At 59.7% G+C, this 24,308-nt stretch carries 18 protein-coding genes; 5 read left to right on the top strand and 13 right to left on the bottom strand.

Going from position 1 to position 24,308, the window contains the following annotated elements; translation table 11 throughout:
* Positions 1-139: 139 nt before the first annotated feature.
* The 8 genes from ACA066_RS02355 to glnE form a co-directional block, all read right to left on the bottom strand.
* Positions 140-1,591, bottom strand: coding sequence for a lipopolysaccharide kinase InaA family protein (locus ACA066_RS02355; protein WP_497697974.1), 1,452 nt, complete (start codon positions 1,589-1,591; stop codon positions 140-142).
* The gene (locus ACA066_RS02350; protein ID WP_497697973.1) at positions 1,591-2,343 is read right to left on the bottom strand and encodes a lipopolysaccharide kinase InaA family protein; all 753 of its coding nucleotides are present in this window, start codon (positions 2,341-2,343) and stop codon (positions 1,591-1,593) included. Before ACA066_RS02350 ends, ACA066_RS02355 begins: the two co-directional genes overlap by 1 nt.
* Positions 2,340-3,074, bottom strand: a complete 735-nt coding sequence (locus ACA066_RS02345; protein WP_497697972.1) for a lipopolysaccharide kinase InaA family protein — start codon at positions 3,072-3,074, stop codon at positions 2,340-2,342. Before ACA066_RS02345 ends, ACA066_RS02350 begins: the two co-directional genes overlap by 4 nt.
* A complete protein-coding gene (gene rfaP / locus ACA066_RS02340; protein WP_497697971.1) occupies positions 3,074-3,880 on the bottom strand; it encodes a lipopolysaccharide core heptose(I) kinase RfaP in 807 nt (268 codons plus the stop codon). Before rfaP ends, ACA066_RS02345 begins: the two co-directional genes overlap by 1 nt.
* Positions 3,880-5,001, bottom strand: a complete 1,122-nt coding sequence (locus ACA066_RS02335; RefSeq protein WP_497697970.1) for a glycosyltransferase family 4 protein — start codon at positions 4,999-5,001, stop codon at positions 3,880-3,882. Before ACA066_RS02335 ends, rfaP begins: the two co-directional genes overlap by 1 nt.
* Complete coding sequence (gene waaC, locus ACA066_RS02330) at positions 5,001-6,062, bottom strand: lipopolysaccharide heptosyltransferase I (protein ID WP_497697969.1); 1,062 nt, start codon at positions 6,060-6,062, stop codon at positions 5,001-5,003. Before waaC ends, ACA066_RS02335 begins: the two co-directional genes overlap by 1 nt.
* A gap of 1 nt (position 6,063) precedes the next feature.
* A complete protein-coding gene (waaF, locus tag ACA066_RS02325) occupies positions 6,064-7,098 on the bottom strand; it encodes a lipopolysaccharide heptosyltransferase II (RefSeq protein WP_497697968.1) in 1,035 nt (344 codons plus the stop codon).
* A 307-nt stretch (positions 7,099-7,405) separates the two neighbouring features.
* Entirely contained in the window at positions 7,406-10,342 is a 2,937-nt protein-coding gene (gene glnE, locus ACA066_RS02320) for a bifunctional [glutamate--ammonia ligase]-adenylyl-L-tyrosine phosphorylase/[glutamate--ammonia-ligase] adenylyltransferase (RefSeq protein ID WP_497697967.1), read from the bottom strand.
* A 384-nt stretch (positions 10,343-10,726) separates the two neighbouring features.
* On the opposite strand from glnE, the gene aceE reads away from it, so the two are divergent.
* From aceE to msrA, 5 genes are all read left to right on the top strand, one after another.
* Positions 10,727-13,372, top strand: coding sequence for a pyruvate dehydrogenase (acetyl-transferring), homodimeric type (gene aceE / locus ACA066_RS02315; RefSeq protein WP_497697966.1), 2,646 nt, complete (start codon positions 10,727-10,729; stop codon positions 13,370-13,372).
* An 11-nt stretch (positions 13,373-13,383) separates the two neighbouring features.
* A complete protein-coding gene (gene aceF / locus ACA066_RS02310; protein ID WP_497697965.1) occupies positions 13,384-15,330 on the top strand; it encodes a dihydrolipoyllysine-residue acetyltransferase in 1,947 nt (648 codons plus the stop codon).
* Between the two features lie 271 nt (positions 15,331-15,601).
* The gene (locus tag ACA066_RS02305) at positions 15,602-16,996 is read left to right on the top strand and encodes an alkaline phosphatase D family protein (protein WP_497697964.1); all 1,395 of its coding nucleotides are present in this window, start codon (positions 15,602-15,604) and stop codon (positions 16,994-16,996) included.
* Positions 16,997-17,190: 194 nt separating this feature from the next.
* On the top strand, positions 17,191-19,884 hold the full coding sequence (locus ACA066_RS02300; protein ID WP_497697963.1) for a sensor domain-containing phosphodiesterase: 2,694 nt from the start codon (positions 17,191-17,193) through the stop codon (positions 19,882-19,884).
* 64 nt (positions 19,885-19,948) lie between these two features.
* Positions 19,949-20,596: a peptide-methionine (S)-S-oxide reductase MsrA gene (gene msrA / locus ACA066_RS02295; protein WP_497697962.1), complete on the top strand. Its 648-nt coding sequence runs from the start codon at positions 19,949-19,951 to the stop codon at positions 20,594-20,596.
* A gap of 151 nt (positions 20,597-20,747) precedes the next feature.
* Here msrA and ACA066_RS02290 read toward each other — a convergent pair whose 3' ends face one another.
* The 5 genes from ACA066_RS02290 to ACA066_RS02270 all read right to left on the bottom strand — a co-directional run bounded on the left by ACA066_RS02290 (position 20,748) and on the right by ACA066_RS02270 (position 24,307).
* Entirely contained in the window at positions 20,748-21,587 is an 840-nt protein-coding gene (locus ACA066_RS02290; protein ID WP_145314312.1) for a 23S rRNA (adenine(2030)-N(6))-methyltransferase RlmJ, read from the bottom strand.
* Between the two features lie 237 nt (positions 21,588-21,824).
* Positions 21,825-22,148 carry a hypothetical protein gene (locus ACA066_RS02285; RefSeq protein ID WP_497697961.1) on the bottom strand — a complete coding sequence of 108 codons (324 nt, stop codon included), beginning with the start codon at positions 22,146-22,148 and terminating at the stop codon, positions 21,825-21,827.
* 506 nt (positions 22,149-22,654) lie between these two features.
* Entirely contained in the window at positions 22,655-23,002 is a 348-nt protein-coding gene (locus ACA066_RS02280; protein WP_497697960.1) for a contact-dependent growth inhibition system immunity protein, read from the bottom strand.
* Between the two features lie 54 nt (positions 23,003-23,056).
* Positions 23,057-23,380, bottom strand: coding sequence for a hypothetical protein (locus ACA066_RS02275; protein WP_497697959.1), 324 nt, complete (start codon positions 23,378-23,380; stop codon positions 23,057-23,059).
* 417 nt (positions 23,381-23,797) lie between these two features.
* Positions 23,798-24,307: a hypothetical protein gene (locus ACA066_RS02270; protein WP_497697958.1), complete on the bottom strand. Its 510-nt coding sequence runs from the start codon at positions 24,305-24,307 to the stop codon at positions 23,798-23,800.
* Position 24,308 lies beyond the last annotated feature (1 nt).

Genomic DNA, 24,308 nt, shown 5'->3' with positions numbered 1-24,308 from the left:
CGTCAGGCAAACTAGCATCGTGACTATTCAGAGCCCAGTTCATGGGGTCTGGAGATCATGTAGGACATTTCATAAGAACCTGTCCCCTGATCTTCAGTGGCTGTTCTGGCCTCTTCGCCGGCAAGCCGGCGAAGTCGACTCAGGCAGCGCTGGAGATATCTTTGGGAAGCCGCCGATCAATGACCTGATGCAACGCACTGCTCTCAGGCCAGTTACGCATGAACCGCGCCCGATCCCGCGCATACGCCGGGGCGAAGCTGCCGAGCGAGCTGTGCTGGCACATCGCATCCAGATCGATCAGCGCCCAGCGATCCTCTTGCCAGAACAGGTTGTGGCCCTTGAAGTCGCCGTGACTGATCCGCTCGCGAATCAGCTCCGCAAACAGATAATCCAGCGCCACCAGCTCGGCTTCGGGCGCTTCACCGCTGTCAACGTAGGGCGCGAACCGCTCGATGATGTCCGGCCCCGACAAGTGCTCGGTCACCAGATAAGCCCGGCTGCGCAACCAGAGGAAACGCTTCTCCAGTACCGCCAACGGTTTCGGCGTGGCGATCCCCAGAAATACCAGTCGATTGCCTTCCCGCCAGGAATGCCAGGCACGGCTCGGGCGCCAGAAGCGTTTGAGCCAGTGGGCAAACCCTTTGATGTTGTAGCGCTTGATCACCAGCGTACGACCAGCCACCTCGACTTTTCCGACACTCGCCGCGCCGCCGGTCTTGTACAGGTGGCCCTGATCGAGCAACGCATCGGCCTGCTCCAGCACCGGCAGCATCGCCGCTTCTTCTTCGCGGCGAATCGCGCGCAAACCGAACGCCCCGCGCTGCACGCTGAACAGCGTGCATTCGCGGCCGACCTTGATCAGAAAATCCTTGAGGCGCCAACTGCGCACCTTGTCGATCTGCTTCTGCAACGCTTCCATCGGCAAGGCATGTTCGCCGTTGCTCAGGAGGTAATACACCAGCAATTCTTCAGTGAAAGGCTCCAGCGACTTGGGCAACTGAGCAAAAAACACCCCGAGGTTTTCCAGGACTTTCTGCCGCGACAGCGGTTGGCCGGGGGTTTCAGTGCAGATTCCGGCTCCGTCGATCAAATACAGTCGGCCGCCCTGGCGCAGCAGGTTGTCCAGGTGCAGGTCTTCCTGCCACAGCCCTTTGCGGTGCATCTGGCCGATCGCGCCCAGCGCCTCGGCCAACACGGCCCCTTGCCCATCCGCGAGCACCGGCAAATGCTCGACCTGTTTCCAGGTATCCCCCAGGCTTTGCGCGCTTTCAAGGTAATCGAACAGCAGCCAGCCACCTTCGCCGTCCTTCAGGCCATCGGCCAACAGCTGCGGCGTGGTCAGCCCCTGGGCGGCAAGCAAGCGCACGCCGTCCAGCTCACGCTGAAAATGCCGCGCCGCTTTGCTGCCGACCAACAACTTGGCCAATACCGGCCGGCCACGCCAGACACCGGCGCCGACATAGCGTTGGCCTGGCAGCACCCGCAACAGGCTCAACAACTGCAACTCGGCAGGCCCGGCGGCATCGGCCAGCGAAATACTCAGCGGCAGACCCGGATGGCGACCCGCCTCTTTCAGTTCGGACAAACGCATCAGTTCGCCCTCTTGTAACTGCGCCGCGCGGTCAATCGCGTCAGCCACTTGTCGATCAGCGAACTGTCCTGCGGCTGGTCCAGGTAGACGGCCAACAACTCGCGCAGTTGCGCATCGCTCCACTGGGGCGAGCGCCGTGTCAACGGCTCCAGATCCTTGACCCGGTCACGCTGACCGAACAGCAGCGGCCGGGTCTTTTCCAGGTCGATGAGCTGGGCCATGTAACCGTCGCCGGTGGCCTGGAGAAAAATGTGCTTGGGGTAGAAACAGCCGTGGACCTGACGCGCACCGTGCAGGCGCCTAGCCAGTTGCCCGCACGCCTGCAAAATGGCCGAGTGCTGCGCCGGGCTCAGATCCGACCAGCGCTGCAACAGCGAATCCAGGTCATCCCAGCCGTCCAGCGCGCGGGTCAGCAAAACCGCCCGAACTTCGCCGTCGACCTTGCGCTCACCGAAAAACGCCGCTTTCAGCGCCGGAATGCCAAGCTTTTCATAACGGCTGATGTTGCGAAATTCCCGGGCAAAACTCGGCTCGCCGAAGGGCGCGTGCAAGGTGTGCATCTGGTAGTTGCTTTGGCGCTTGAGGTAGAAGCCGTGACCTTCAAGATCCAGCCGAAACACGCTGCTCCAGCCACCGCGTGCGGTGTTGGGCTCATCCACAGCCTCAAGCTGTCTGGCCCACAGTGCATCGAAGGTGCCGAGGCCGTGACGCTCCAGTAGCGCACGGTCTTCAGCGGCCAGAAAATCAGTCATTCGCGACCCTCGAAAAATCTCACCACGTGCCGGATCCGTTTTTTATCGGCCGCATTGAGCCGCGTCCGTTGGCGGTATTGCAGGTAAAAGCGCAGGCGCTGGGTGGCCGACAGGTGATACTTGGCGACCTTGTCGAGACACGCCAGATCCTTGGTGATGCGGTACTTGAGCCAGAAACCGCTCCAGAAATCACCGTTGGGGCAGTCGATCAGGAACAGTTGTGCCTCATCGTCGACCAGCAGGTTGCGCCACTTCAAATCATTATGGGTGAAGCGATTGTCGTGCATGGTCCGGGTGTAACCGGCCAGTTGCCGACTGATGTGATCGACCCAGGCGCGATCCCTCAGTTTCGGATCACGCCGCTCAGCCAGGGCATTCAGGTCTTCGGTATTGGGCAGTTCACGGGTGATCATCGCCCCGCGAGCGTACGCTGCACCGCGCCGTTCCAGCCCCCAGGCCACCACTTCTGCAGTGGGAATGCCCCACTTGGCAAAGCGCTTGAGGTTTTGCCATTCCATCTTCACCCGCGGCTTGCCGAGGTAGCGGCGCAGGCCCTTGCCAGCGCCCACGTAGCGCTTGACGTAGTAGTTGACGCCATTGCGCTTGACGCGGACGACCTCGGACAACGGGTCGCGGGTCAACTGCTCGCCCTCAAGGGCAAACACTGCTTCAAGGCTGCCGAAATCGTCGGCCAGGTCGCTGTAAGCAGGTTCCAGTTTCCAGCCCGACATCAGAGCGCATCCCCGTATCGCTGTTTGCGTTCGTAGAGTTTGTTGGCCTTGCCTTCGAGCCAGGCGAGCAACCCGGCTTCTTCGCCGAGGATCTGGCGCAGGGGTTGCTGGAAATAACCCTTGAGGAAACGCAGCTTGTCGCGCCGGGTCAGACCGATGTCCAGGGCCGAAAAGTACAGCGCCGCCAGATCCTTGTTGCGCCAGCGCTGGGTGATCGCCGGGCGGGTCTGGGCGCGGTGCAGGTCGATCACCGAGAGCTTGAAGTCTTCAGCCGTCACCGGTTTGTCGGTGTGCAGCAGGAAGTGGCAGATGTAGCAGTCGCGGTGGTTGACCCCGGAGCGGTGCATCATGCCGGTCATGCGCGCGACTTCGGCGATCAGCGCACGCTTGAGTTTTGGCTCCGGCGGGTTCTTGACCCAGTCGATGCTGAAGTCCTCGAGACTGACGGTCGGCGCCAGTTCTTCGGTGACGATGAACGAATGCTGGTCCGCCGGGTTGCTGCCCTTCTCGCCGTAGGCAACCGCCGTCATGGTCGGCACGCCGACTTCCTGCAGGCGTTGAATGGCTTTCCATTCCTGACCCGCGCCGAGTACCGGCAGCTTGGCCGTCAGCAGGTTTTTGAAGATCTCGCCCCAGCCAATGCCACGGTGGATCTTCACGAAAAACCCGTTGCCGTTCACCTCGGTGCGCAACGTGCGGCGAGCTTCCAGCTCGCGGTACACCTCGCCTTGAAGCCCTTCGACCTCGGCGAATGGATCGCGTCCGGCCCAAAGGCTCTTGAACGGTTCAGCCAGCATCAACTTCATTAAGCGTGCTCCGCCAGAATCACATCGGCCGCGTGTTGCGGCATGCTGTAGAGGTCGGCCGTCTCGGCGAAGGCCAGACCGTTGCGGCTCCAGGCCGCCCGTGCTTGAGCGTCGTTCAACATACCGGTCAGGTATTGCGTCAGTTGCGCCTGATCGAAGGGTTCATCCAGCACCAGGCCGGCGTCTGCCTCGGCGATGTAATGGGCATAACCGCAGACCGCGCTCACCAGCACCGGCAACCCGGCCACCAGCGCTTCGAGCAACACGGTCCCGGTGTTTTCGTTGTACGCCGGGTGGATCAACAGATCGGCCCCGAGCAGGAAGCGCGGGATATCGCTGCGACCCTTGAGGAACGTCACGTTGTCACCGAGCCCCAACGTGGCGCTCTGCATCTGGAACAATTTGGGGTCATCCTGGCCAATTACAAACAGCCGGGTGCGCTTCTTCAGATCAGCGGGCAACGCGGCCAGCGCCTTGAGGCTGCGATCCACACCCTTGGTCTTGAACCCGGAGCCGATCTGCACCAGCAACAGGTCATCGTCTTTCAGGTTGAACTCACGTCGGAATTCGGCACGGATTTGCGCGGCATTGGCCGGCGCGCGGCGGTCCTGAGAGATACCCGGCGGCAGCAAATGGAAGCGCTCCAGCGGCGTGTCGTAATGCTTGATGAACAGCGGCTGCTGGACTTCGGAGATCATCAACACTTCAGTCTTGGCGTCCCTGGCAAACACCGCGCGCTCGTACTCGGCGAAGTGCCGGTAGCGGCCCCAGCGACGGTACAGCGAGTTGCGCAGGTTTTGCGCCTTGTCTTCGAAGCAACCGTCGGCAGCGTAGTAAACGTCCAGACCCGGCATCTTGTTGAAGCCGATCAGACGGTCCACGGGACGCTTGGCCAGATCGGCTTCCATCCACTCACTGAGCTTCTCGTTGCGGCGATGATTGAAGAACGCCTTGACCGGCGCTACCAGCACTTCGAAACCCGGCGGAATATCGCCCTCCCAGATCAGCGTGTAGACGCGAATTTGATGGCCGCGCTTCTGGCATTCCAGGGCGATGCGCATGAAATCACGCTGCAACCCCCCGAATGGAAAGTACTTGTACAAGACGAATGCCAATTGCATCAGCGCAGCTCCTCAGCCAGTAACAACGTGCTCAGTCGGGTCGCGACACGCTCGGGATTCAGACGCGTGAAGCACAGCGGCCACTCGCGTTTCAGATCGAACCGGCGGGCATCTTCGGCCGTCGGTTGATAGGTGCATTTCTTTTGCAGGCACGGTGCGCAGGGAAAATCGCTGGCCATGTGGATCTGCGCTTTACCGTAGGCGCCGGTCAGGCCCGGATTGGTCGGGCCGAACAGCGACAGGGTCGGCACGTCCAGTGCAGCGGCAAGGTGACCGAGGCCGGTGTCCACCGCCACGCACGCCTGCGCGCCGGCCAGCACTTTGCCAATGCCCGCCAGATTCAGTTTGGGCAGCACTTCGACGTGCCGCATGTCCTTTGCGATGCGTTCGGCCCGGGCTTTCTCCGCCGGATTGCCCCACGCCAGCTTCACGCCGACGCCCAGATAGCCGACGCGTTCGGCCAGCTCGCGCCAGTAGGCTTCGGGCCAGTGTTTGGTGTCCCACGTGGTGCCGTGCAGGAACAGTACGTAAGGGTTCTTGCGCGGCAATTCCACCAGGCGCTCGACGTTCAGACCGTAGTCGCCCAGCCCTTTGGGCAAATCGTAGCCCAGGGCGATGGCGAACAACTGACGCACTCGCTCAACCGCGTGCTGGCCACGGGCAACCGCCAGCTGCCGATCGTAGAAACGCGCGGCGATCGGCTCCCGTGCCGAACCTTTATCGAGGCCCGCCACCGGTGCCTTGACGTAGCGAGTCAGCAAGGCGCTTTTCAGCAGGCCCTGTGCGTCAATCACCAGATCATATTTCGTGGCGCGAAGGCTTTGCTTGAAGCGCTTCCACTCGCCACTCTTGATGGTCTGCCAGATGTTCTTGCGCCAGCGACGGATCGCCACCGGAATCACTTTGCCCACGGCCGGGTGCCAGGTCGGGATCTCGGCGAAACCTTCTTCCACCACCCAGTCGAACGTGATGCCGGGAATCGCCCGGGCCGCGTCGGTCAGCGCCGGCAACGCATGAATCACGTCGCCCAGCGAAGAAGTCTTGATCAGCAGAACCCGCAAACTATTTGACCTCGACCACAGTGCCCTGCAACCGCTGCAAGGCTTCGTTCACCGCTTGCGGCATCAGCTGGCGCAGGCAGTTGTAATGACCGAAACGGCACGTGCGATCGAAGCACGGGCTGCATTCGATGCCCAGGCGCACGATCTCGACGTGCTCGGCCAGCGGCGGCGTGAAGCCCGGCGACGTCGAGCCGTACACCGCCACCAACGGGCGATTCAGCGCCGCGGCGACGTGCATCAGGCCGGAATCGTTGGACACCACCGAGTCCGCGCAGGACATCAGGTCGATGGCCTCGGCCAGGGACGTGCCGCCGCTGAGGTTCACCGACTCTTCACGCAGGCCGGGAATCAGCCGCGCGCGGATGTCTTCGCCCACGGCGTGATCGTTTTTCGAACCGAACAGCCAGACTTGCCAGCCTTCGCGAATCTTCGTTTCGGCGACCTTGGCGTAATGCTCGGACGGCCAGCGCTTGGACTCGCCGAACTCGGCACCGGGGCACAGCGCCAATACCGGACGGTCGAGGGCCAGACCGAATTTGGCCAGTGCCGCTTCGCGGGTCACCGGATCGATCTGCAAGGTCGGGCGCGGATACGGTTTCGGCAGTTCAAGGCCAGGCTCGTAAGCCAGCGCCATGAAGCGCTCGATCATCAGCGGGTAACGTTCTTTGTCCAGCGTGCGCACGTCATTGAGCAGACCGTAGCGGAATTCGCCACGCCAGCCGGTGCGTTTCGGGATGCCGGCGAAGAACGGCACCAATGCCGATTTCAGGGAATTGGGCAACAGGATCGCCTGGTCGTACTGGCCGGCCAGGGATTTGCCGATGCGCCGACGCGTCGCCAGCTCCAGGACGCCGTGGCCGAGCGGAAAGCTCAAGGCCTGGCGAACTTCGGGCATGCGCTCAAGAATCGGCCGGCTCCACTCGGGGGCCAGCACGTCGATTTCGCACTGCGGGTGGCGTTGCTTGAGACACTGAAACAGTGTCTGCGCCATCACCATGTCACCGACCCAACTGGGCCCAACGATCAGAATTTTCATGTGGTTTCCAAAAACGAACCGGGGAGGCATACGCCTCCCCGCCTCGAGAATCACTGCGGGAGCGGGGCTGTTTGCGATGGGTCATCACCTTCAACATTGCTGCCGACTGTCACTCCGCTATCGCGAGCAGGCTCGCTCCCACATTGGGTATTGGTGCACATCCAGTGCGGTGCAGCTTAGCTGCCTCAATCTACAAAACAATGCAATGCCACTGTAGGAGCTAGCTTGCTCGCGATGGACCGGAGAACGCCGCGGGGTGTCAGGTTTGCCGCGTTATCGTTGACGACCATCGCGAGCAAGCTTGCTCCTATAGTCCCAGCTCTTTCCAGATCCGCAACACCTGCCGTCGCTCATCCACGAACTGGTCACCCGGTATCACCCCGGCGTCCTTCTGCAAGGCCTGCCGGTGCGCGGCGGAGCGGTAGGCTTTATAGGCCTCACGCAACAGGCTGGCGTCTTCGGCGGGCATCAGCCCTTCGTGTTCCAGCTCTTCCAGAATCCGGATATTGTCGGTCCAGCGCAGCAATGGCGGGTGTGTTTCGGACCACGCCAAGGCCGCGTATTGCACCATAAATTCAATATCGACGATACCTCCGGCGTCCTGCTTGAGATCGAACGGCGCCGTGGCCTCGAAGGCATTCGCCCCGGTGCCGGCCGCGGTGCTCTTGCTGCCGAGGTTGTCGCGCATCTTGGCGCGCATCTCGCTGACCTCCTGACGCAAGGTCGGTAAATCTCGCGGCTTGCCCAATATCGCTGCGCGAACCTTCTCGAACGCCTGACCGACGTCCTGGCTGCCCACCAACACCCGCGCCCGTACCAGCGCCTGATGTTCCCAGGTCCAGGCCTCGTTTTCCTGATAACGGGCAAACGCCCCGAGCGAACTCACCAAAAGACCGGAAGCACCGGACGGTCGCAGGCGCATGTCCACTTCATACAGCTGACCGGAGTTGGTCTGGGCCGTGAGCAAGTGAATGATCCGCTGCCCCAGCCGGGTAAAGAATTGCGCACCGTCAATCGGTTTCGGGCCGTCGGTTTCCGCCTGCGGATCGCCGTCGTGAATGAACACCAGGTCCAGGTCCGAACCATGCCCCAGTTCCAGCCCGCCGACTTTCCCGTAACCGACAATGATGAAGCCCGGATCGCACAGCGTACCGTCACTGCGCAGCGGCGTGCCGTATTTGGCCACGGTCTGGCGCCAAGCCAGGGCCAGCACCTGTTCGAGGATCGCTTCGGCGAGCCAGGTCAGGTAATCGCTGACTTTCATCAACGGCAGGCTGCCGGCGATTTCCGACGCGGCGACGCGCAAGCGGTGCGCCAGTTTGAAATGGCGCAGGGCTTCCATTTGCTGCTCGAGGTCGTCCTCGGGAATTCGTGTCAGGCGCTCGCGCAACTCAGCCGCCAGCTCCGGCGCCAGGGGCGGCTTGAACAGCCGGCCTTCGTTGAGCAATTCGTCGAGCAACAGCGGGAAACGAGTGATCTGTTCGGCAATCCACGGGCTCGCGGCGCACAACGTCAGCAAACGTCGCAGCGCGCCGGGGTTTTCGGTCAGCAGCACCAGATAAGCGGAACGCCGCGCAACAGCCTCCACCAGTGGCAGCACGCGCTCCAGCACCAGATCCGGATTGGCGTGTTCGACCGCCTGCGCCAGCAACCGTGGAATAAAGGCATCAAGGCGTTCGCGCCCCAAACGCTGCATCGCGCGCAATTGCGGGCTGCTGCGCAGGCCGGCCAAGGCTTTCAGGGCTTTGGTGGTATCGACAAACCCGCCCTCCTCCAACTGACGACAAGCGGCCTCCTCGTCCTGCGCTTCTTCCCACAATGGCAACCATTCACCGCCGACCACCACTTCGCTTTCAGTCCCGTCCTCTTCATCGGGATCGGCGATCACCTGGCCAAAGTGCCACGCAACGCGACCGCGCCAATACATCAGCCGCTCATGAAAGGCGTCCCAATCGGCGAAGCCCAACATAAAGGCAATACGCGCCTGATCCTGCGCACCGTCCGGCAACATCTGGGTCTGGCGGTCGGCAATCGCCTGAATGGCGTGCTCCGTGTAACGCAGGAATTCGTAGCCTTCGCGCAGTTCGCTGATCACCGCCGGCGGCAGGTAACCCTGACCTTCCAGGGTGCTCAATACTTTTAATAGAGGACGTTGTTGCAGGCTCAGGTCGCGGCCGCCGTGGATCAGCTGAAACGCCTGGGCGATAAACTCGACTTCGCGGATGCCGCCGGAGCCGAGCTTGATGTTGTCGGCCATGCCCTTGCGCCTGACTTCCTGCTGTATCAGCTGCTTCATCGTGCGCAGCGCTTCGATGGCCGAAAAGTCCAGGTAACGCCGGTACACGAACGGCCGCAGCATCTCTTGCAGTTGCGCGCCCGCCACTTGATCGCCGGCCACCACCCGCGACTTGATCATCGCGTAGCGCTCCCAGTCGCGCCCCTGATCCTGGTAATACTGCTCCAGCGCGTTGAAGCTCAGCACCAACGCCCCGGCCGAACCGTAAGGTCGCAGGCGCATGTCCACGCGGAACACAAAACCGTCGACGGTCATCGGGTCCAGCGCCTTGATCAGGCGCTGGCCGAGACGGATGAAAAATTCCTGATTATCCAGCGAGCGTTTCACCCCGACAGTTTCGCCGCCCTCGGGGTAGGCGAAGATCAGGTCGATGTCCGACGACAGATTCAACTCAACCGCGCCGAGCTTGCCCATGCCGAGGATGACCATCTGCTGCGGCTCGCCGCTGCGCCGACCGGTCGGCACGCCGAACTGCTGGCAATGGCGCGAGTACAACCACTGATAACCCTGATCAATGCTGGCATCGGCCATGTCCGAGAGGTCGCGGCAGGCCTGGATGAGGTCGGCCTGACGGGTCAGGTCACGCCAGATGATCCGCACTTGATGACGGGTGCGCTGGCGACGCAGGGCGCGACCGAGTTCGTCTTCGGTCTCCGCGGCATTCACCGCCGCCGCAATCTGCGCGCACAACTCGCCGGGGGCAAAGCCGCGATCCAGTTCGCCGGACTGCACCAGTGCCAGCAACATCAAAGGGTCACGAACGCTCTGTTCAATCACGAAGTCGCTGGCGGCGGTGACACGGGCGAATTGCGCCCAGCGTTCAGGCGTCCAGCCGGACAGGCCATGATCATCATCGAGCGCCTCGACGGCCGCACGGAACGACTGTTCGGCACGGGTGACAAACGGCAGGAGAATGCCGGGCAGCTCGGCAAGCGAAGGGAGGCTCATGGACTATCCTTGATCGGCGTGTAGAGGGCTGCATGTAGTGATTCGGCAAAAGGCACTACGTGATCGACTGTCAAACAAAGGTTAGAAATAGCTGAAATTTGTTTATTTTTAGCAGCGACCATCCAGTCCTCACCTTTTTTGGTTGGCAAAAGAACAACCTTAACGATTATTCTCACAACGCAGCCGGAGGCCACAAGCCGCTCATCTGTAGTTTTACTACTCGTCTATACATTCGAAAGGCTGAAATGCCCGATGATTTGTAGTAAAACTACACGTCGCCGGAACCTACCTCTCGGCAATCCAAGAATTTATATCGTCTGCCCACAAGGCCAGTCGCAAACTCAGGCAACCGATTCTGGAAGCCTTTCCGCCCTGGAGCAAGCCATGCAAGACCTCGATCCCGTCGAAACCCAGGAATGGCTGGACGCCCTGGAATCGGTTCTCGACAAAGAAGGCGAAGACCGTGCTCACTATCTGATGACCCGTATGGGCGAACTCGCAACCCGCAGCGGTTCGCAATTGCCTTACGCCATCACCACGCCATACCGCAACACCATTCCCGTTACCCACGAAGCACGCATGCCTGGCGACCTGTTCATGGAACGCCGCATTCGCTCGCTGGTACGCTGGAACGCGATGGCCATGGTGATGCGTACGAACCTGAAAGATTCTGACCTGGGCGGTCACATCTCCAGCTTCGCCTCCAGCGCAACCCTGTACGACATCGGCTTCAACTATTTCTTCCAGGCCCCGACCGACGAACACGGCGGCGACCTGATCTACTTCCAGGGCCACACCTCGCCAGGCGTTTACGCCCGTGCGTTCATGGAAGGCCGCATCACCGAAGACCAGATGAACAACTTCCGCCAGGAAGTCGACGGTCAGGGCCTGTCGTCCTACCCGCACCCTTGGCTGATGCCTGACTTCTGGCAGTTCCCGACCGTATCCATGGGTCTGGGCCCGATCCAGGCGATCTACCAGGCACGCTTCATGAAGTACCTGGAAGCCCGTGGTTTCATCCCGGAAGGCAAGCAGAAAGTCTGGTGCTTCCTGGGCGACGGCGAGTGCGACGAGCCGGAATCCCTGGGCGCGATCTCGCTGGCTGGCCGCGAGAAGCTCGACAACCTGATCTTCGTCATCAACTGCAACCTGCAGCGCCTCGACGGCCCGGTTCGCGGCAACGGCAAGATCATCCAGGAACTCGAAGGCGTGTTCCGCGGTGCTCAGTGGAACGTGACCAAAGTCATCTGGGGCCGTTTCTGGGACCCACTGTTGGCCAAAGACGTCGACGGTATCCTGCAACGTCGCATGGACGAAGTCATCGACGGCGAATACCAGAACTACAAGGCCAAAGACGGCGCGTTCGTGCGTGAACACTTCTTCAACTCGCCAGAACTCAAGGCGATGGTTGCTGATCTGTCCGACGACGAGATCTGGAAACTCAACCGTGGCGGCCACGACCCGTACAAGGTCTACGCGGCGTACCACGAAGCGGTCAACCACAAAGAACAACCCACCGTCATCCTGGCCAAGACCATCAAGGGTTATGGCACCGGTGCCGGCGAAGCGAAAAACACCGCGCACAACACCAAGAAAGTCGATGTCGAGAGCCTGAAGTTGTTCCGCGATCGTTTCGACATTCCAGTGCGCGACGACGAGCTGGAAAACCTGCCGTTCTTCAAACCAGAACCAAACAGCGCCGAAGCCCGTTATTTGAGCGAGCGTCGCACTGCATTGGGCGGTTTCGTACCACAGCGTCGCGCGCAGAGTTTCAACATTCCGACCCCATCGCTGGACACCCTCAAGGCCATTCTTGATGGTTCGGGCGACCGTGAAATTTCCACCACCATGGCGTTCGTGCGGATCCTCGCGCAACTGGTCAAGGACAAGGAAATCGGTCCGCGCATCGTTCCGATCATCCCGGACGAAGCCCGTACCTTCGGTATGGAAGGCATGTTCCGTCAGTTGGGCATCTACTCCTCCGTCGGCCAGCTCTACGAGCCAGTCGATAAAGACCAGGTGATGTTCTACAAGGAAGACAAGAAGGGCCAGATCCTCGAAGAAGGCATCAACGAAGCGGGCGCCATGAGCTCCTTCATCGCTGCCGGTACTTCGTACTCCAGCCACAACCAGCCAATGCTGCCGTTCTACATTTTCTACTCGATGTTCGGCTTCCAGCGTATCGGCGACCTGGCCTGGGCTGCCGGCGACAGCCGTACCCGTGGCTTCCTGATCGGCGGCACCGCCGGCCGGACCACGCTGAACGGCGAAGGCCTGCAACACGAAGACGGTCACAGCCACATCCTGGCTGCCACCATCCCGAACTGCCGCACCTTTGATCCAACCTACGGCTACGAGCTGGCGGTGATCATTCAGGACGGCATGAAGAAGATGACCGAAGAGCAGCAGGACGTTTTCTACTACATCACCGTGATGAACGAGTCTTACCAGCAGCCAGCCATGCCGGCCGGTGTCGAGGAAGGCATCATCAAGGGCATGTACCTGCTCGAAGAAGACACCCGCGAAGCGGCGCACCACGTTCAACTGATGGGCTCCGGCACCATCCTGCGTGAAGTCCGTGAAGCGGCGAAGATCCTGCGTGAACAGTTCAACGTCGGCGCCGACGTGTGGAGCGTTACCAGCTTCAACGAACTGCGTCGCGATGGCCTGGCCGTTGAGCGCACCAACCGTCTGCACCCTGGCCAGAAGCCTAAACTGAGCTACGTCGAAGAGTGCCTGAACGGCCGTCAAGGTCCGGTCATCGCGTCTACCGACTACATGAAACTGTTCGCAGAGCAAATTCGTCAGTGGGTACCGTCCAAGGAATTCAAAGTCCTGGGCACCGACGGTTTCGGCCGCAGTGACAGCCGCAAGAAGCTGCGTCACTTCTTCGAAGTCGATCGTCATTTCGTGGTGTTGGCAGCCCTGGAAGCATTGGCTGACCGTGGCGACATCGAGCCTAAAGTGGTGGCTGAAGCTATCGCCAAGTTCGGTATCGACCCGGAAAAACGCAACCCACTGGACTGCTGAGGAGACACTCTGTGAGCGAACTCATTCGCGTACCTGACATCGGCAGCGGTGAAGGTGAAGTAATTGAACTGTTTGTGAAGGTCGGCGACCGTATCGAAGCCGACCAGAGCATCCTGACGCTGGAATCGGACAAGGCGAGCATGGAAGTGCCTGCGCCGAAGGCCGGTATCATCAAGAGCCTGAAAGTGAAGCTGGGCGATCGTCTGAAAGAAGGCGATGAACTGCTGGAGCTGGAAGTCGAAGGTGCCGCTGCTGCGGCCCCTGCGGCTGCCGCTGCGCCGGCGGCCAAGGCTGAAGCCAAACCGGCTGCAGCTCCAGCTCCTGCTGCTGCGCCTGCTGCCGCTTCGGTTCAGCAAGTGCACGTGCCGGACATCGGTTCGGCGGGCAAGGCTCAGATCATCGAGATCCAGGTCAAGGTTGGCGACACCGTCGCTGCTGATCAGTCGCTGATCACCCTGGAATCCGACAAGGCCAGCATGGAAATCCCATCGCCTGCTGCTGGCGTGGTCAAGAGCATCAGCGTCAAGCTCAACGACGAAGTCGGCACTGGCGACCTGATCCTGGATCTGGAAGTGGCAGGTGCTGCGGCCCCTGCTGCTGCGCCAGCTCAGGCGGCTGCACCTGCGGCCGCTGCTCCGGCGCCAGCCGCTGCCGCTCCGGCTGCACCGGTTGCCGACAGCGTTCAGGACATTCACGTTCCGGACATCGGTTCGGCCGGCAAGGCCAAGATCATCGAAGTGCTGGTCAAGGCTGGCGACACCGTCACTGCCGACCAGTCGCTGATCACCCTGGAATCCGACAAGGCGAGCATGGAAATTCCATCGCCTGCCGCTGGCGTGGTGGAAAGCGTTTCCATCAAGCTGGATGACGAAGTCGGTACTGGCGACCTGATCCTGAAGCTGAAAGTCAAAGGCGCTGCTCCGGCCGCTGCTCCAGCTCCAGCCGCTGCTGCTGCACCGAGCGCTCCTGCCCCGGCCGCCGCTGCGCCTGCTGCTCCGGCACCGACCGCACCGGCTGCCGCACCGGCCAAGCCAGGCGCCAAGGTTCACGCAGGCCCGGCGGTACGCCAACTGGCTCGCGAGTTCGGCGTCGAGCTGAGCGCCGTTGGCGCCAGCGGTCCGCACGGTCGCATCCTGAAGGAAGACGTGCAGGTTTACGTCAAAGCCATGATGCAGAAGGCCAAGGAAGCACCGGCCGCTGCGGCAGGCGCAACCGGTGGCGCGGGCATCCCGCCGATTCCGGTCGTGGACTTCAGCCGCTTCGGTGAAACCGAAGAAGTGCCGATGACTCGCCTGATGCAGATCGGCGCGTCGAGCCTGCACCGCAGCTGGCTGAACATTCCGCACGTGACTCAGTTCGATTCGGCTGATATCACCGAGCTGGAAGCGTTCCGTATCGCTCAGAAAGCCGTTGCAGAGAAGGCCGGCGTCAAGCTGACCATCCTGCCGCTGCTGCTCAAATCCTGCGCGCACCTGCTCAAGGAACTGCCGGACTTCAACAGTTCGCTGGCACCAAGCGGCAAGGCGATTATCCGCAAGAAGTACGTGAACATCGGCTTCGCCGTCGACACGCCAGATGGCCTGCTGGTACCGGTCATCAAGAACGTCGACCAGAAAAGCCTGCTGCAGCTTGCGGCTGAGGCGGCTGTGCTGGCCGCCAAGGCCCGCGACAAGAAGCTCACCGCTGACGACATGCAGGGCGCCTGCTTCACCATTTCCAGCCTCGGCCACATTGGCGGCACCGGCTTCACGCCGATCGTCAACGCGCCGGAAGTGGCGATCCTCGGTGTTTCCAAGGCAACCATCCAGCCAGTCTGGGACGGCAAAGCCTTCCAGCCGAAACTGATGCTGCCACTGTCGCTGTCCTACGATCACCGTGTGATCAACGGCGCCGCCGCTGCACGCTTCACCAAGCGTCTGAGCGACCTGCTGGCGGACATCCGCACCATCTTGCTGTAACACCGGCCGGCCCTCCTTCACCGGAGGGCCTGTCGCGCTCCACGTTTTCCGAGCGCCACGCTCGTACCTCAACCCCGCCAATTGGGCGGGGCTTTTTTTGCCCTGAAGAAAGTCTCTTTCCTACGCTCGTGGCTGAGTTCACCCACAACTTGAATCCACTTCGGCACGATATTTTTTTCCGGCCACCCACTAGGCTTAGTTACACAAACAACTGACGCAAAGTTAAGCAAACTTACTTGATTAGTTAGTACTCCTTCGAATGGATTCGAATATGTTTAAACCTACAGTCGGCCCGATTATTGGCCACACTACAGCTCATCACGCACGTATCTTTTTACGTGGAGAACTTCAAGAAGACACGTTGGTATTTGGTGGAGTTCGTTATCGACGTAGGGGCGACACGCCTTGGTCGAAAGGAATTTTCATTCAACTGACAAGCGCGCAAGACATGTGCGACGTCTTTGCGCTCAACGGCCTCGCCGCCGATACCGAGTACGAATACCAGGCGGGCTGGTTCAGCCCCATGAGCCCGGTGCACACCGTGGAGACGATTCAGGAACTGCCGTTGCAATGGCCCCGGGCTGTCTACCGTTTCAGCACCCCGTCCAGTAATCCCGCGGTGCCACGGGCTTACATCGTCGGCTCGTGCCGCTACCTGCGGATGACAGTCGGCGCGCCTTCGCTCCCGCATCTGGGCGACCGGATCTTTGCCTCCATCACCCACCTGGCGCAGCGCGCCGAAACGCCCATCAGCGCCCTGTTGATGACTGGCGACCAGGTTTATATCGATGACTTGAACATCATCGCCCCTGATCGGGAATACAAGGAAATACTCAGTAAGTACCGCACCGCTTTTTCCCAGCCTCATATTGCGAAGTTGATGTCCGGCACGCCGACTTACATGATCCTCGACGACCATGAAACCGAAGACAACTGGCCCGCCAATAAAAACAAAAACGACGACCATCTCTATAACAATGCCATCGCCGCCTATGAGTTATATCAAGCCAGCCACAGCCCGGCCCGTGAGTTGCTGGAAGATGGAAACATCGATCGACACCTGACGCGCTATTGGTATCAATTCACCCACGGTGATATCGAGTGGTTTGTCACCGACAGCCGAACCCGGCGCAATCTATCGGCCAGCGACCGGCGGATCCTCGACGAAGAGCAGGAAACAGCCTTGTGCAACTGGCTGATCCACAGTCCGGCCCGGGTCAAGTTCGTGGTCACCAGTGTGATGTTTTATCCCGACCGCAAACGCTTGGGCGATGACGCCTGGCAAGCCTTTCCGGAACAACGCCTACGGTTGCTGGAGACTATTCGCACACACCGCATCAAGAACGTCTTCTTCGTGTCCGGCGATGTGCACGGCTCCCTCACCAGCCGGCTGACACATAGCGAAGACCCGGATTTCGAGGTTCACACCATCGTCTCGTCGCCGTTGTGCAACAGCAAACTGCTGCCCTACGCCAAGGCCTCCACCTTCATCCTCGATCAACCGCTCGCCCGGACAGCGGCGGGAGATTATCGGCATGATCTGACCAGCGAGGTGATCAGCCAGGACAACTTTGCCCATCTGATCGTAGAGTCAGAGCGGATTCGCGTCAGTTATCACGACCGGGAAGGCAAGCCGCTGCAAACGGTGAACATAACGCTCCGTTAAGCGCGAGAAGGTCAAATGCATTGATTTTGAGCGCTGATTGAAGAAATGTTCACGTCTGCCGACATATTCTTATAGCACTTGGCCTTCATGTCTCTTGTCAGTCGGTGTCGCAATGATGCAACCTTGCCGCAGGCAACAGTAAAGAGGGCGAGAGCCCGGCGCGATCAGCACATTCGAAGCGAGTTTCCCTCCATATGAAGAGCCAACCCGATGCCGCCAGCCGTATGGTGGCCGAGGTAGTGACGCAGTTGCCTGTGCCCTCGCGGCTCGGCATGCTGCGTTTCGAACGGCTGAATGAACCAAGCTGGGCGCTGCTGTTTCTCGATCCCAATTGCGAGCGACAGTTCGGCCTGCCGGCGGTGGAGCTCTGTGCCCTGGTCGGCTCGCCCTACGCCAGCCTGATGGAGCCCGAAGCGCGCTATGAGCTGCACGATGCTGTCCAGCAGCAACTCACCGATAGCCCGCATTACCTGATTCGCTACACCCTGCACACCGCCGCAGGCACCTTGACCCTGCTGGAAATGGGCGAAGCCTACAAACAACACAATCGGCATCTGCTGCGCGGCTACCTGCTGGTGGTCGACGGTCTGTTCGAGGGCGAACCGCTGCTGCCGGCGCTGGACCTGGAAACCCAGAACTCACGCCTGCAGATCGCTCTTGAACTCAATCAGCGCGCCCAACAGGAGCAACTCCTGCACCTGGATCGCGTGCGCGCCCAGCAAGACCTGATCCTGCTGCTGACCCGCCAGCGCTACAGCACCGGCAATTCCCTGCAAGAAGCCGCTGAACTGATCACCCGCAGTGCCTGTGACATCTACGAAATCGACTGCGCCAGCCTGTGGAACCTCGAAGGTTCGATGTTGGTGCCGATCTCGGCGTATCACCGCGCGACCCAGGAATACGCGTTGCCGGAGCTGATCGACGTCAGCAGTTTCCCCGATTACATGGATGCGCTGCACGGCAGCCGTGCGATCGATGCCCATAATGCGATTCGTGACCCACGCACCCGGGAAATGGCCGAGAGCCTGCGCCTGCGCGATGTGAACGCGATGCTCGACGCCAGCATTCGTGTCGATGGCCAGGTGGTCGGCGTGCTCTGCCTGGAACAAACGGGTGCGACCCGCGCCTGGCAATCCGATGAAATCGCCTTCGCTGGCGAGCTGGCCGACCAGTTCGCCCAGGTCATCAACAACCACAAACGCCGCACCGCCACCAGCGCCCTGCACCTGTTCCAGCGTGCGGTCGAGCAAAGTGCCAACGCCTTTTTGCTGGTCAATTGCGACGGCGTGGTGGAATACGTCAACCCGAGCTTCACCGCGATCACCCAGTACAGCACCGAAGAAGTCCATGGCCAGCGGCTGTCGGAACTGCCGGCCCTGGAAAACCTCAGCGAACTGCTGTTCGACGCGCCCTCGGCGCTGGCCAAGAGCAACAGCTGGCAGGGCGAATTCAAAAGCCGCCGCAAAAACCTCGAACCCTACTGGGGCCAGTTGTCGATCTCCAAGGTCTACGGCGACAACCGCGAGCTGACGCATTACATCGGCATCTACGAAGACATCACCCACACCAAACTCGCCCAGCAGCGCATCGAGCGCCTGGCCTACACCGACAACCTGACCAACCTCGGCAACCGACCCGCGTTTATCCGCAACCTCGATGAACGCTTCGCCCGAGACAGCGATACACCGATCAGCCTGTTGCTGGTGGACATCGACAACTTCAAGCGGATCAACGACAGCCTCGGCCACCAGACCGGCGACAAGCTGCTGATCAGCCTGGCCCGCCGCCTGCGCAACAGCCTGATCCCGAGCGGCAGCCTGGCGCGTTTCGCCAGTAACGAATTCGCCGTGCTGCTGGACAACACCGATCTCGCGATGGGCCAGCAAGTCGCCAATCAACTGTTGGCGACCCTCGACAAACCGATGTTCGTCGACAACCAGTTGATCAGCGTCACCGGCTCCGTCGGCCTGGCCTGCGCGCCACTGCACGGCCGCGATCCACAAACCCTGATGCGTAACGCCGGGCTCGCGCTGCACAAGGCCAAGGCCAACGGCAAACACCAGGTTCAGGTGTTCACCGAAGCACTGAACGCCGAAGCCAGCTACAAACTGTTCGTCGAGAACAACCTGCGACGCGCCCTGACGCAAAACGAGCTGGACGTCTTCTATCAGCCCAAGCTGTGTCTGCGCAGCGGTCGCCTGCTCGGCATGGAGGCGCTGCTGCGCTGGAATCATCCGGAAAAAGGCATGATCCGTCCGGACCAGTTCATCAGCGTCGCCGAAGAAACCGGGCTGATCATTCCGATCGGCAAATGGATCGCGCGCCAGGCGTGCCGCATGAGTAAAGAACTGACGGCTGCGGGGCTGGGCAACCTGCAAGTGGCGATCAACCTGTCACCCAAGCAGTTCTCCGACCCGGACCTGGTGTCGTCGATCGCCAACATTCTCAAGGAAGAAGCGCTGCCGGCGAACCTGCTGGAGCTGGAACTGACCGAAGGCCTGCTGCTGGAAGCCACCGAAGACACCCACTTGCAGCTCGACCAGCTCAAGCGTCTGGGTCTGACCCTGGCCATGGACGACTTCGGCACCGGTTACTCGTCGCTTAGTTACTTGAAAAAATTCCCGATCGACATCATTAAGATTGATCGAAGCTTCATTCACGAAATCCCGGACAACCAGGACGACATGGAAATCACCTCCGCGGTGATCGCCATGGCCCACAACCTGAAAATCAAGGTCGTGGCTGAAGGCATCGAGACGGCCGAGCAGCTTGCGTTTTTGAGGCGTCACCGCTGCGACGTCGGCCAGGGCTACCTGTTCGACCGACCGATCCCGGGCTCCGAGCTGATCGAAAAGCTCAAGCGCTACCCGCGTGGCCCAATCGCCTGACAGCGGCGTTGCACTCGGGCAAACTGCGTGTCTGACAATTTCAACCTGACTGAGGGGACTGCTAATGGTTCTGCGCTCGGAAATTCTGGTGAACAAAAACGTGCTCCCTACTAAAGAACAAGCTCTGCCTGGCCGCGAAACCCCGATGACCGTGCCGGAAAAACACTTCGTCCACGACGCCCCGCTGCTGGGCCCGTTTGCCATGGACGTGGATTTTGCGATCTTCGGTCTGGGTTGCTTCTGGGGTGCGGAGCGCAAGTTCTGGCAGCGCGAAGGTGTGGTCAGTACGGCAGTGGGTTACGCCGGCGGCTTTACGCCAAACCCGACCTATGAAGAAGTCTGCTCGGGCCTGACCGGCCACAGCGAAGTGGTGTTGGTGGTCTACGAGCCGGCGAAAGTCAGCTATGAAGAGCTGCTGAAAATGTTCTGGGAATTGCACAACCCGACCCAGGGCATGCGCCAGGGCAATGACATCGGCACTCAGTATCGCTCGGTGGTCTACGCCACCAGCCCGACTCAGCTGGCCGCCGCCAAACACAGCGAGCAAGTGTTCCAGGCTGAACTGACCAAGGCGGGTAAAGGCACCATCACAACTGAAATCGAAGAAGCCCCGACGTTCTACTTCGCCGAGGCCTATCACCAGCAGTATCTGGCCAAGAATCCAGAAGGGTATTGCGGGATTGGTGGTACGGGCGTGACCTGCCCGATCTAAATCTCGGGTCCTGAAAAGCTTCGCGGGCAAGCCTTGCTCCTACAGGGATCTACGTCAATCACAAAATTGTGCTCAGACATAGATCCCTGTAGGAGCAAGGCTTGCCCGCGAAGGCGTCCGATCAGACGCCATCAATCCATCTGATCAGCCATCAACTCTCAGCAATCAACCAATCCATCTGCCACCCACCCTGCGTTTGCCCAAGCTTCTTGGACAACCACGGCAGCAACTCACGCAACTCCTCTTCCAGCCCCCACGGCGGATTCGCAATCGCCAACCCCGACCCGTTCAGACTGTTCGGCGTGTCCAGCGGATGCACCAGCAACTCCACCCGCAACAACTTCGGCGCGCCCGACCCCGCCAGATCCTGATAGAAACGACGCAACATGCGCTGGTCCTTCACCGGGTACCAGATCGCCGCCACGGTTTGGCGCATCCGGCCAACCGCCTCTTTCAGCGCCGCCGCACAACGCTGCATTTCATCCAGCTGTTCAAACGGCGGATCGATCAACATCACCGCCCGCTTCTCCTGCACCGGCAACATCGCCCGCGGCACATGCCAGCCTTCGCCCAAGTGAACCTTCACCCGACGATCGCCGGCCATATTGTCCTTGAGCAACACACCGTCTTCCGGATGCTTCTCGTTGAGCATCACCCGATCCTGCGGCCGCGTCAGACGCCGCGCCAGCTCCGGCGAACCCGGGTAGTAGCGCAACTGGCCATCCGGGTTCATGTCATGCAGCACCTTCATGTAATCGGCGGTCAACGCCGGCAGATCCGGCTGATCCCACAACCGTGCGATGCCTTCCAGGTACTCCCCGGTGCGGCTCGCCTGATCACCCTGCAGGTCATACAGACCAATGCCGGCGTGAGTGTCGAGATAGGCAAACGGCTGCTCCTTGCGCGACATCAGGGCGATGAGGCGGGTCAAGGTCAGGTGTTTGAACACATCGGCGTGATTGCCGGCATGGAAGGCGTGACGATAATTCATGATTGCTCCTGCGAAGGCCGGGAAGTTTACCTTGTACCGACGCGAACGTCAGGGCTTCACAGCCGAGCGGGCAGTGACACCACACAAACCCTGTGGCGAGGGGGTTTACCCCCGTTGGGCTGTGGAGCAGCCCCAAAACCAAGCACCTCGGTGTAACCGACAGAACCGGGTTGCACGTTTTGGGGCCGCTTCGCAGCCCAGCGGGAGCAAGCTCCCTCGCCACAACAGCGTCCGGCGCTACTCCGAACGCCGCGCTTTCAACCGCCGCCCCAGCACATCCAGCACATCACACCCATCCCGCAACGGAATGGCGCAGAGCAATGCAAAGTCACTAAGGATGAAAGACTGACATTCGATCGAGCCACGCATCGACAGGTTTTCCATTACTTGGGTGACGGCGCGGATTCGATAGCTGGCCGCGTCGTATAAAACGTCGAGTGGTGCGAGGGTATCGACGAACAGGGTGGGCATGTCGTCGCAATTGCTGATCCGTGCCATGAAGCGGCTTTTGGGTGGAGGAACTGGTTTTTCGTAGGGTGGATCGGGGTGAAGATTTGTCATCAGTCTGATTCCTAACGTATGAAATTGGACCGCCAGCAATCACTTCCACGCAATGGGTGGCGGCTGTACGCAGGTGTGGAAGACCGAGACGTTAGGCACTCGGCGCACTCGAAAGCGCCCCGCGCACAGCCACCATAAAACACAGACGATAAAAAACGCCGACCTGGTGGCGCTTGACGCGCCTAACGATAGAAGGGCTTCCACACCCTGTCACTGAATTTGCAGTGACTGCCCAAAGACTATCGGTGTGGCTCAAAGCGCACCAGTTCATGCAAACCGCTAAAACTTGAAGGAAACTTCCGACGACCTTGCCCGGAAATTTCGCAGCCTGTAATACCGCCTTCGCGGGCAAGCCTCGCTCCTACAGAATCGAGGTATGCCGCCAAAAATATGAACGACCCCAATCCTGTAGGAGCGAGGCTTGCCCGCGAATTGAGCGCGAAGCGGTCATTAAATCTATCGGCCGCATAAATAGCGAGCAATCAGCTGAGGGTTCGTGTTTTTTATCAAGTTGTACTATTCAGTTTGCTAGCAATATGGCGCAACCATAACTCGCCTGATGCCCACACGTTCCAGTAGCAGTAGTAACAGCTCAGGTTCTTCAATAGGTACGCCCTTAACTCCACTTCTTCCTTCCGTTGATCAAGCAGAAAATTGAGCTCTTTCCGAACCAACACTAGCTCCCTGGGCTCGGAGTCAGCTAAAAAAGCATCAATCACTTGTTCAGTCGTCTCGTGCTCAACCGTCCAATCCTGATGAAAGTACGCACCGAAAAAATCGTGCAGCTCGGGAAACTCTTTGTTCAAGACTCTGGAAATCCCATTAGCAAAAATATCCTTCAGGTCGTCTGGCATCCTTGGTAATCGTTCCCACGCAGAGCGCGGGAACGATCCTCAGGCCGGCTCACGCTAATCGGGCGACTGCGCCCGCAACCGCTGCCTGATTGTATCCAGCAGGTCACAGCCATCGCGCAAAGGAATGGCACAGAGCAACGCAAAATCACTGAGGATGAACGACTCGCACTCGATCGAACCGCGCATGCCGAGGTTTTCCAGCACTTGGGTGACGGCTTTGATCCGGAATACAGCGGCGTCGTTCAGTACATACAGCGGCGCTTGGGTGTCGAAGAACAGCGTCGGCATGTCGTCGCAGTTGCTAGTGAGGGGTTTGAAGCGGTTTTCGGGGTAGGGGGTTGGTTTTTCGTAGGGTGGATCTGGATGAAAATTTTTCATTTTTTAAGCCTCTGGTAAAAGTGAAGCTACCATCAGCCTTCCTACAGGCTTGGGTGGCAGCTATACGCGGGGTAGGAATATCGAGACCAGAGAACTCGACCACACCGAAGCGTGCCCGCGCACAGCCGCCGCAACTGATCTTACGGAAGCACGTTTACGGCCGCAATTCAGGTGTCGACGCCAAAGCGTCCTCTCTAGTCTTCAAGGGTTCCTACACCCCATCACTGAAATCTCAGTGACCACCAGAGACTATCGACGGAACGTATTTCCCACCAGTTCATGGAAACCGCTAAAACTTGAAGGAAACCTCCGACGACCTTGCCCGAAAATTTCGCATCGATGAATAGAAGTAGCAACACAGCTAGCGTCTAAACTCAAAATCCTTTTGCAGAACGCGTAGGATCCGATCTGCACGTATCACCGATCTGCATCAGTCTCAAACAGGCTGAGATCTGTTTTTCTCCTGCAGTTCAAATAGAGCTCAGACACGCAACTGGTTTCATCATTTCGAAAATCCATAATCTGTTTGTACAATGCTTGAATAGCAGGATCCGAAATATTTTTCATACTATCTATCACCAAACATTTTTCATAAACACGCGTCGCCACCTCATGAACCTCAAGCATGTACTCGTCCAGCGCCTTGATTCCAAGAAATCGAGAGAAATGAAATGGTAAATCCCGGCCGGATCGAAATACGTTACACAAACTTAACGCTAGGAGATCGGCAAAATAAGACCGAGCCCTGCAATCCGGGTTCGAAATCAATTCTAAAATGCCAGCATCTCCGCACTCTCCTAGAATATTCATATCAACAGAATCGGGATCTTCCGCGTAGTCATCATCAAACAATTCGGCGTCCGTCTCTCCACACGTCCAACGCTTGAAATCGTCAAACGACCACCTTCCCTCAATAATCTCAGGCATC

The sequence above is a fragment of the Pseudomonas sp. LBUM1651 genome (assembly GCF_059716135.1).
The sequence above is the reverse complement of the archived record's forward strand: the minus strand, read 5'-3'. Positions and strand labels throughout refer to the sequence as shown.

Coding starts and splice junctions, on each gene's coding strand:
- ACA066_RS02355 (WP_497697974.1), bottom strand. CDS start 1,591: ATGCGTTTGTCCGAACTGAAAGAGGCGGGTCGCCATCCGGGTCTGCCG.
- ACA066_RS02350 (WP_497697973.1), bottom strand. CDS start 2,343: ATGACTGATTTTCTGGCCGCTGAAGACCGTGCGCTACTGGAGCGTCAC.
- ACA066_RS02345 (WP_497697972.1), bottom strand. CDS start 3,074: ATGTCGGGCTGGAAACTGGAACCTGCTTACAGCGACCTGGCCGACGAT.
- rfaP (WP_497697971.1), bottom strand. CDS start 3,880: ATGAAGTTGATGCTGGCTGAACCGTTCAAGAGCCTTTGGGCCGGACGC.
- ACA066_RS02335 (WP_497697970.1), bottom strand. CDS start 5,001: ATGCAATTGGCATTCGTCTTGTACAAGTACTTTCCATTCGGGGGGTTG.
- waaF (WP_497697968.1), bottom strand. CDS start 7,098: ATGAAAATTCTGATCGTTGGGCCCAGTTGGGTCGGTGACATGGTGATG.
- glnE (WP_497697967.1), bottom strand. CDS start 10,342: ATGAGCCTCCCTTCGCTTGCCGAGCTGCCCGGCATTCTCCTGCCGTTT.
- aceE (WP_497697966.1), top strand. CDS start 10,727: ATGCAAGACCTCGATCCCGTCGAAACCCAGGAATGGCTGGACGCCCTG.
- ACA066_RS02305 (WP_497697964.1), top strand. CDS start 15,602: ATGTTTAAACCTACAGTCGGCCCGATTATTGGCCACACTACAGCTCAT.
- ACA066_RS02300 (WP_497697963.1), top strand. CDS start 17,191: ATGAAGAGCCAACCCGATGCCGCCAGCCGTATGGTGGCCGAGGTAGTG.
- msrA (WP_497697962.1), top strand. CDS start 19,949: ATGGTTCTGCGCTCGGAAATTCTGGTGAACAAAAACGTGCTCCCTACT.
- ACA066_RS02290 (WP_145314312.1), bottom strand. CDS start 21,587: ATGAATTATCGTCACGCCTTCCATGCCGGCAATCACGCCGATGTGTTC.
- ACA066_RS02285 (WP_497697961.1), bottom strand. CDS start 22,148: ATGACAAATCTTCACCCCGATCCACCCTACGAAAAACCAGTTCCTCCA.
- ACA066_RS02280 (WP_497697960.1), bottom strand. CDS start 23,002: ATGCCAGACGACCTGAAGGATATTTTTGCTAATGGGATTTCCAGAGTC.
- ACA066_RS02275 (WP_497697959.1), bottom strand. CDS start 23,380: ATGAAAAATTTTCATCCAGATCCACCCTACGAAAAACCAACCCCCTAC.
- ACA066_RS02270 (WP_497697958.1), bottom strand. CDS start 24,307: ATGCCTGAGATTATTGAGGGAAGGTGGTCGTTTGACGATTTCAAGCGT.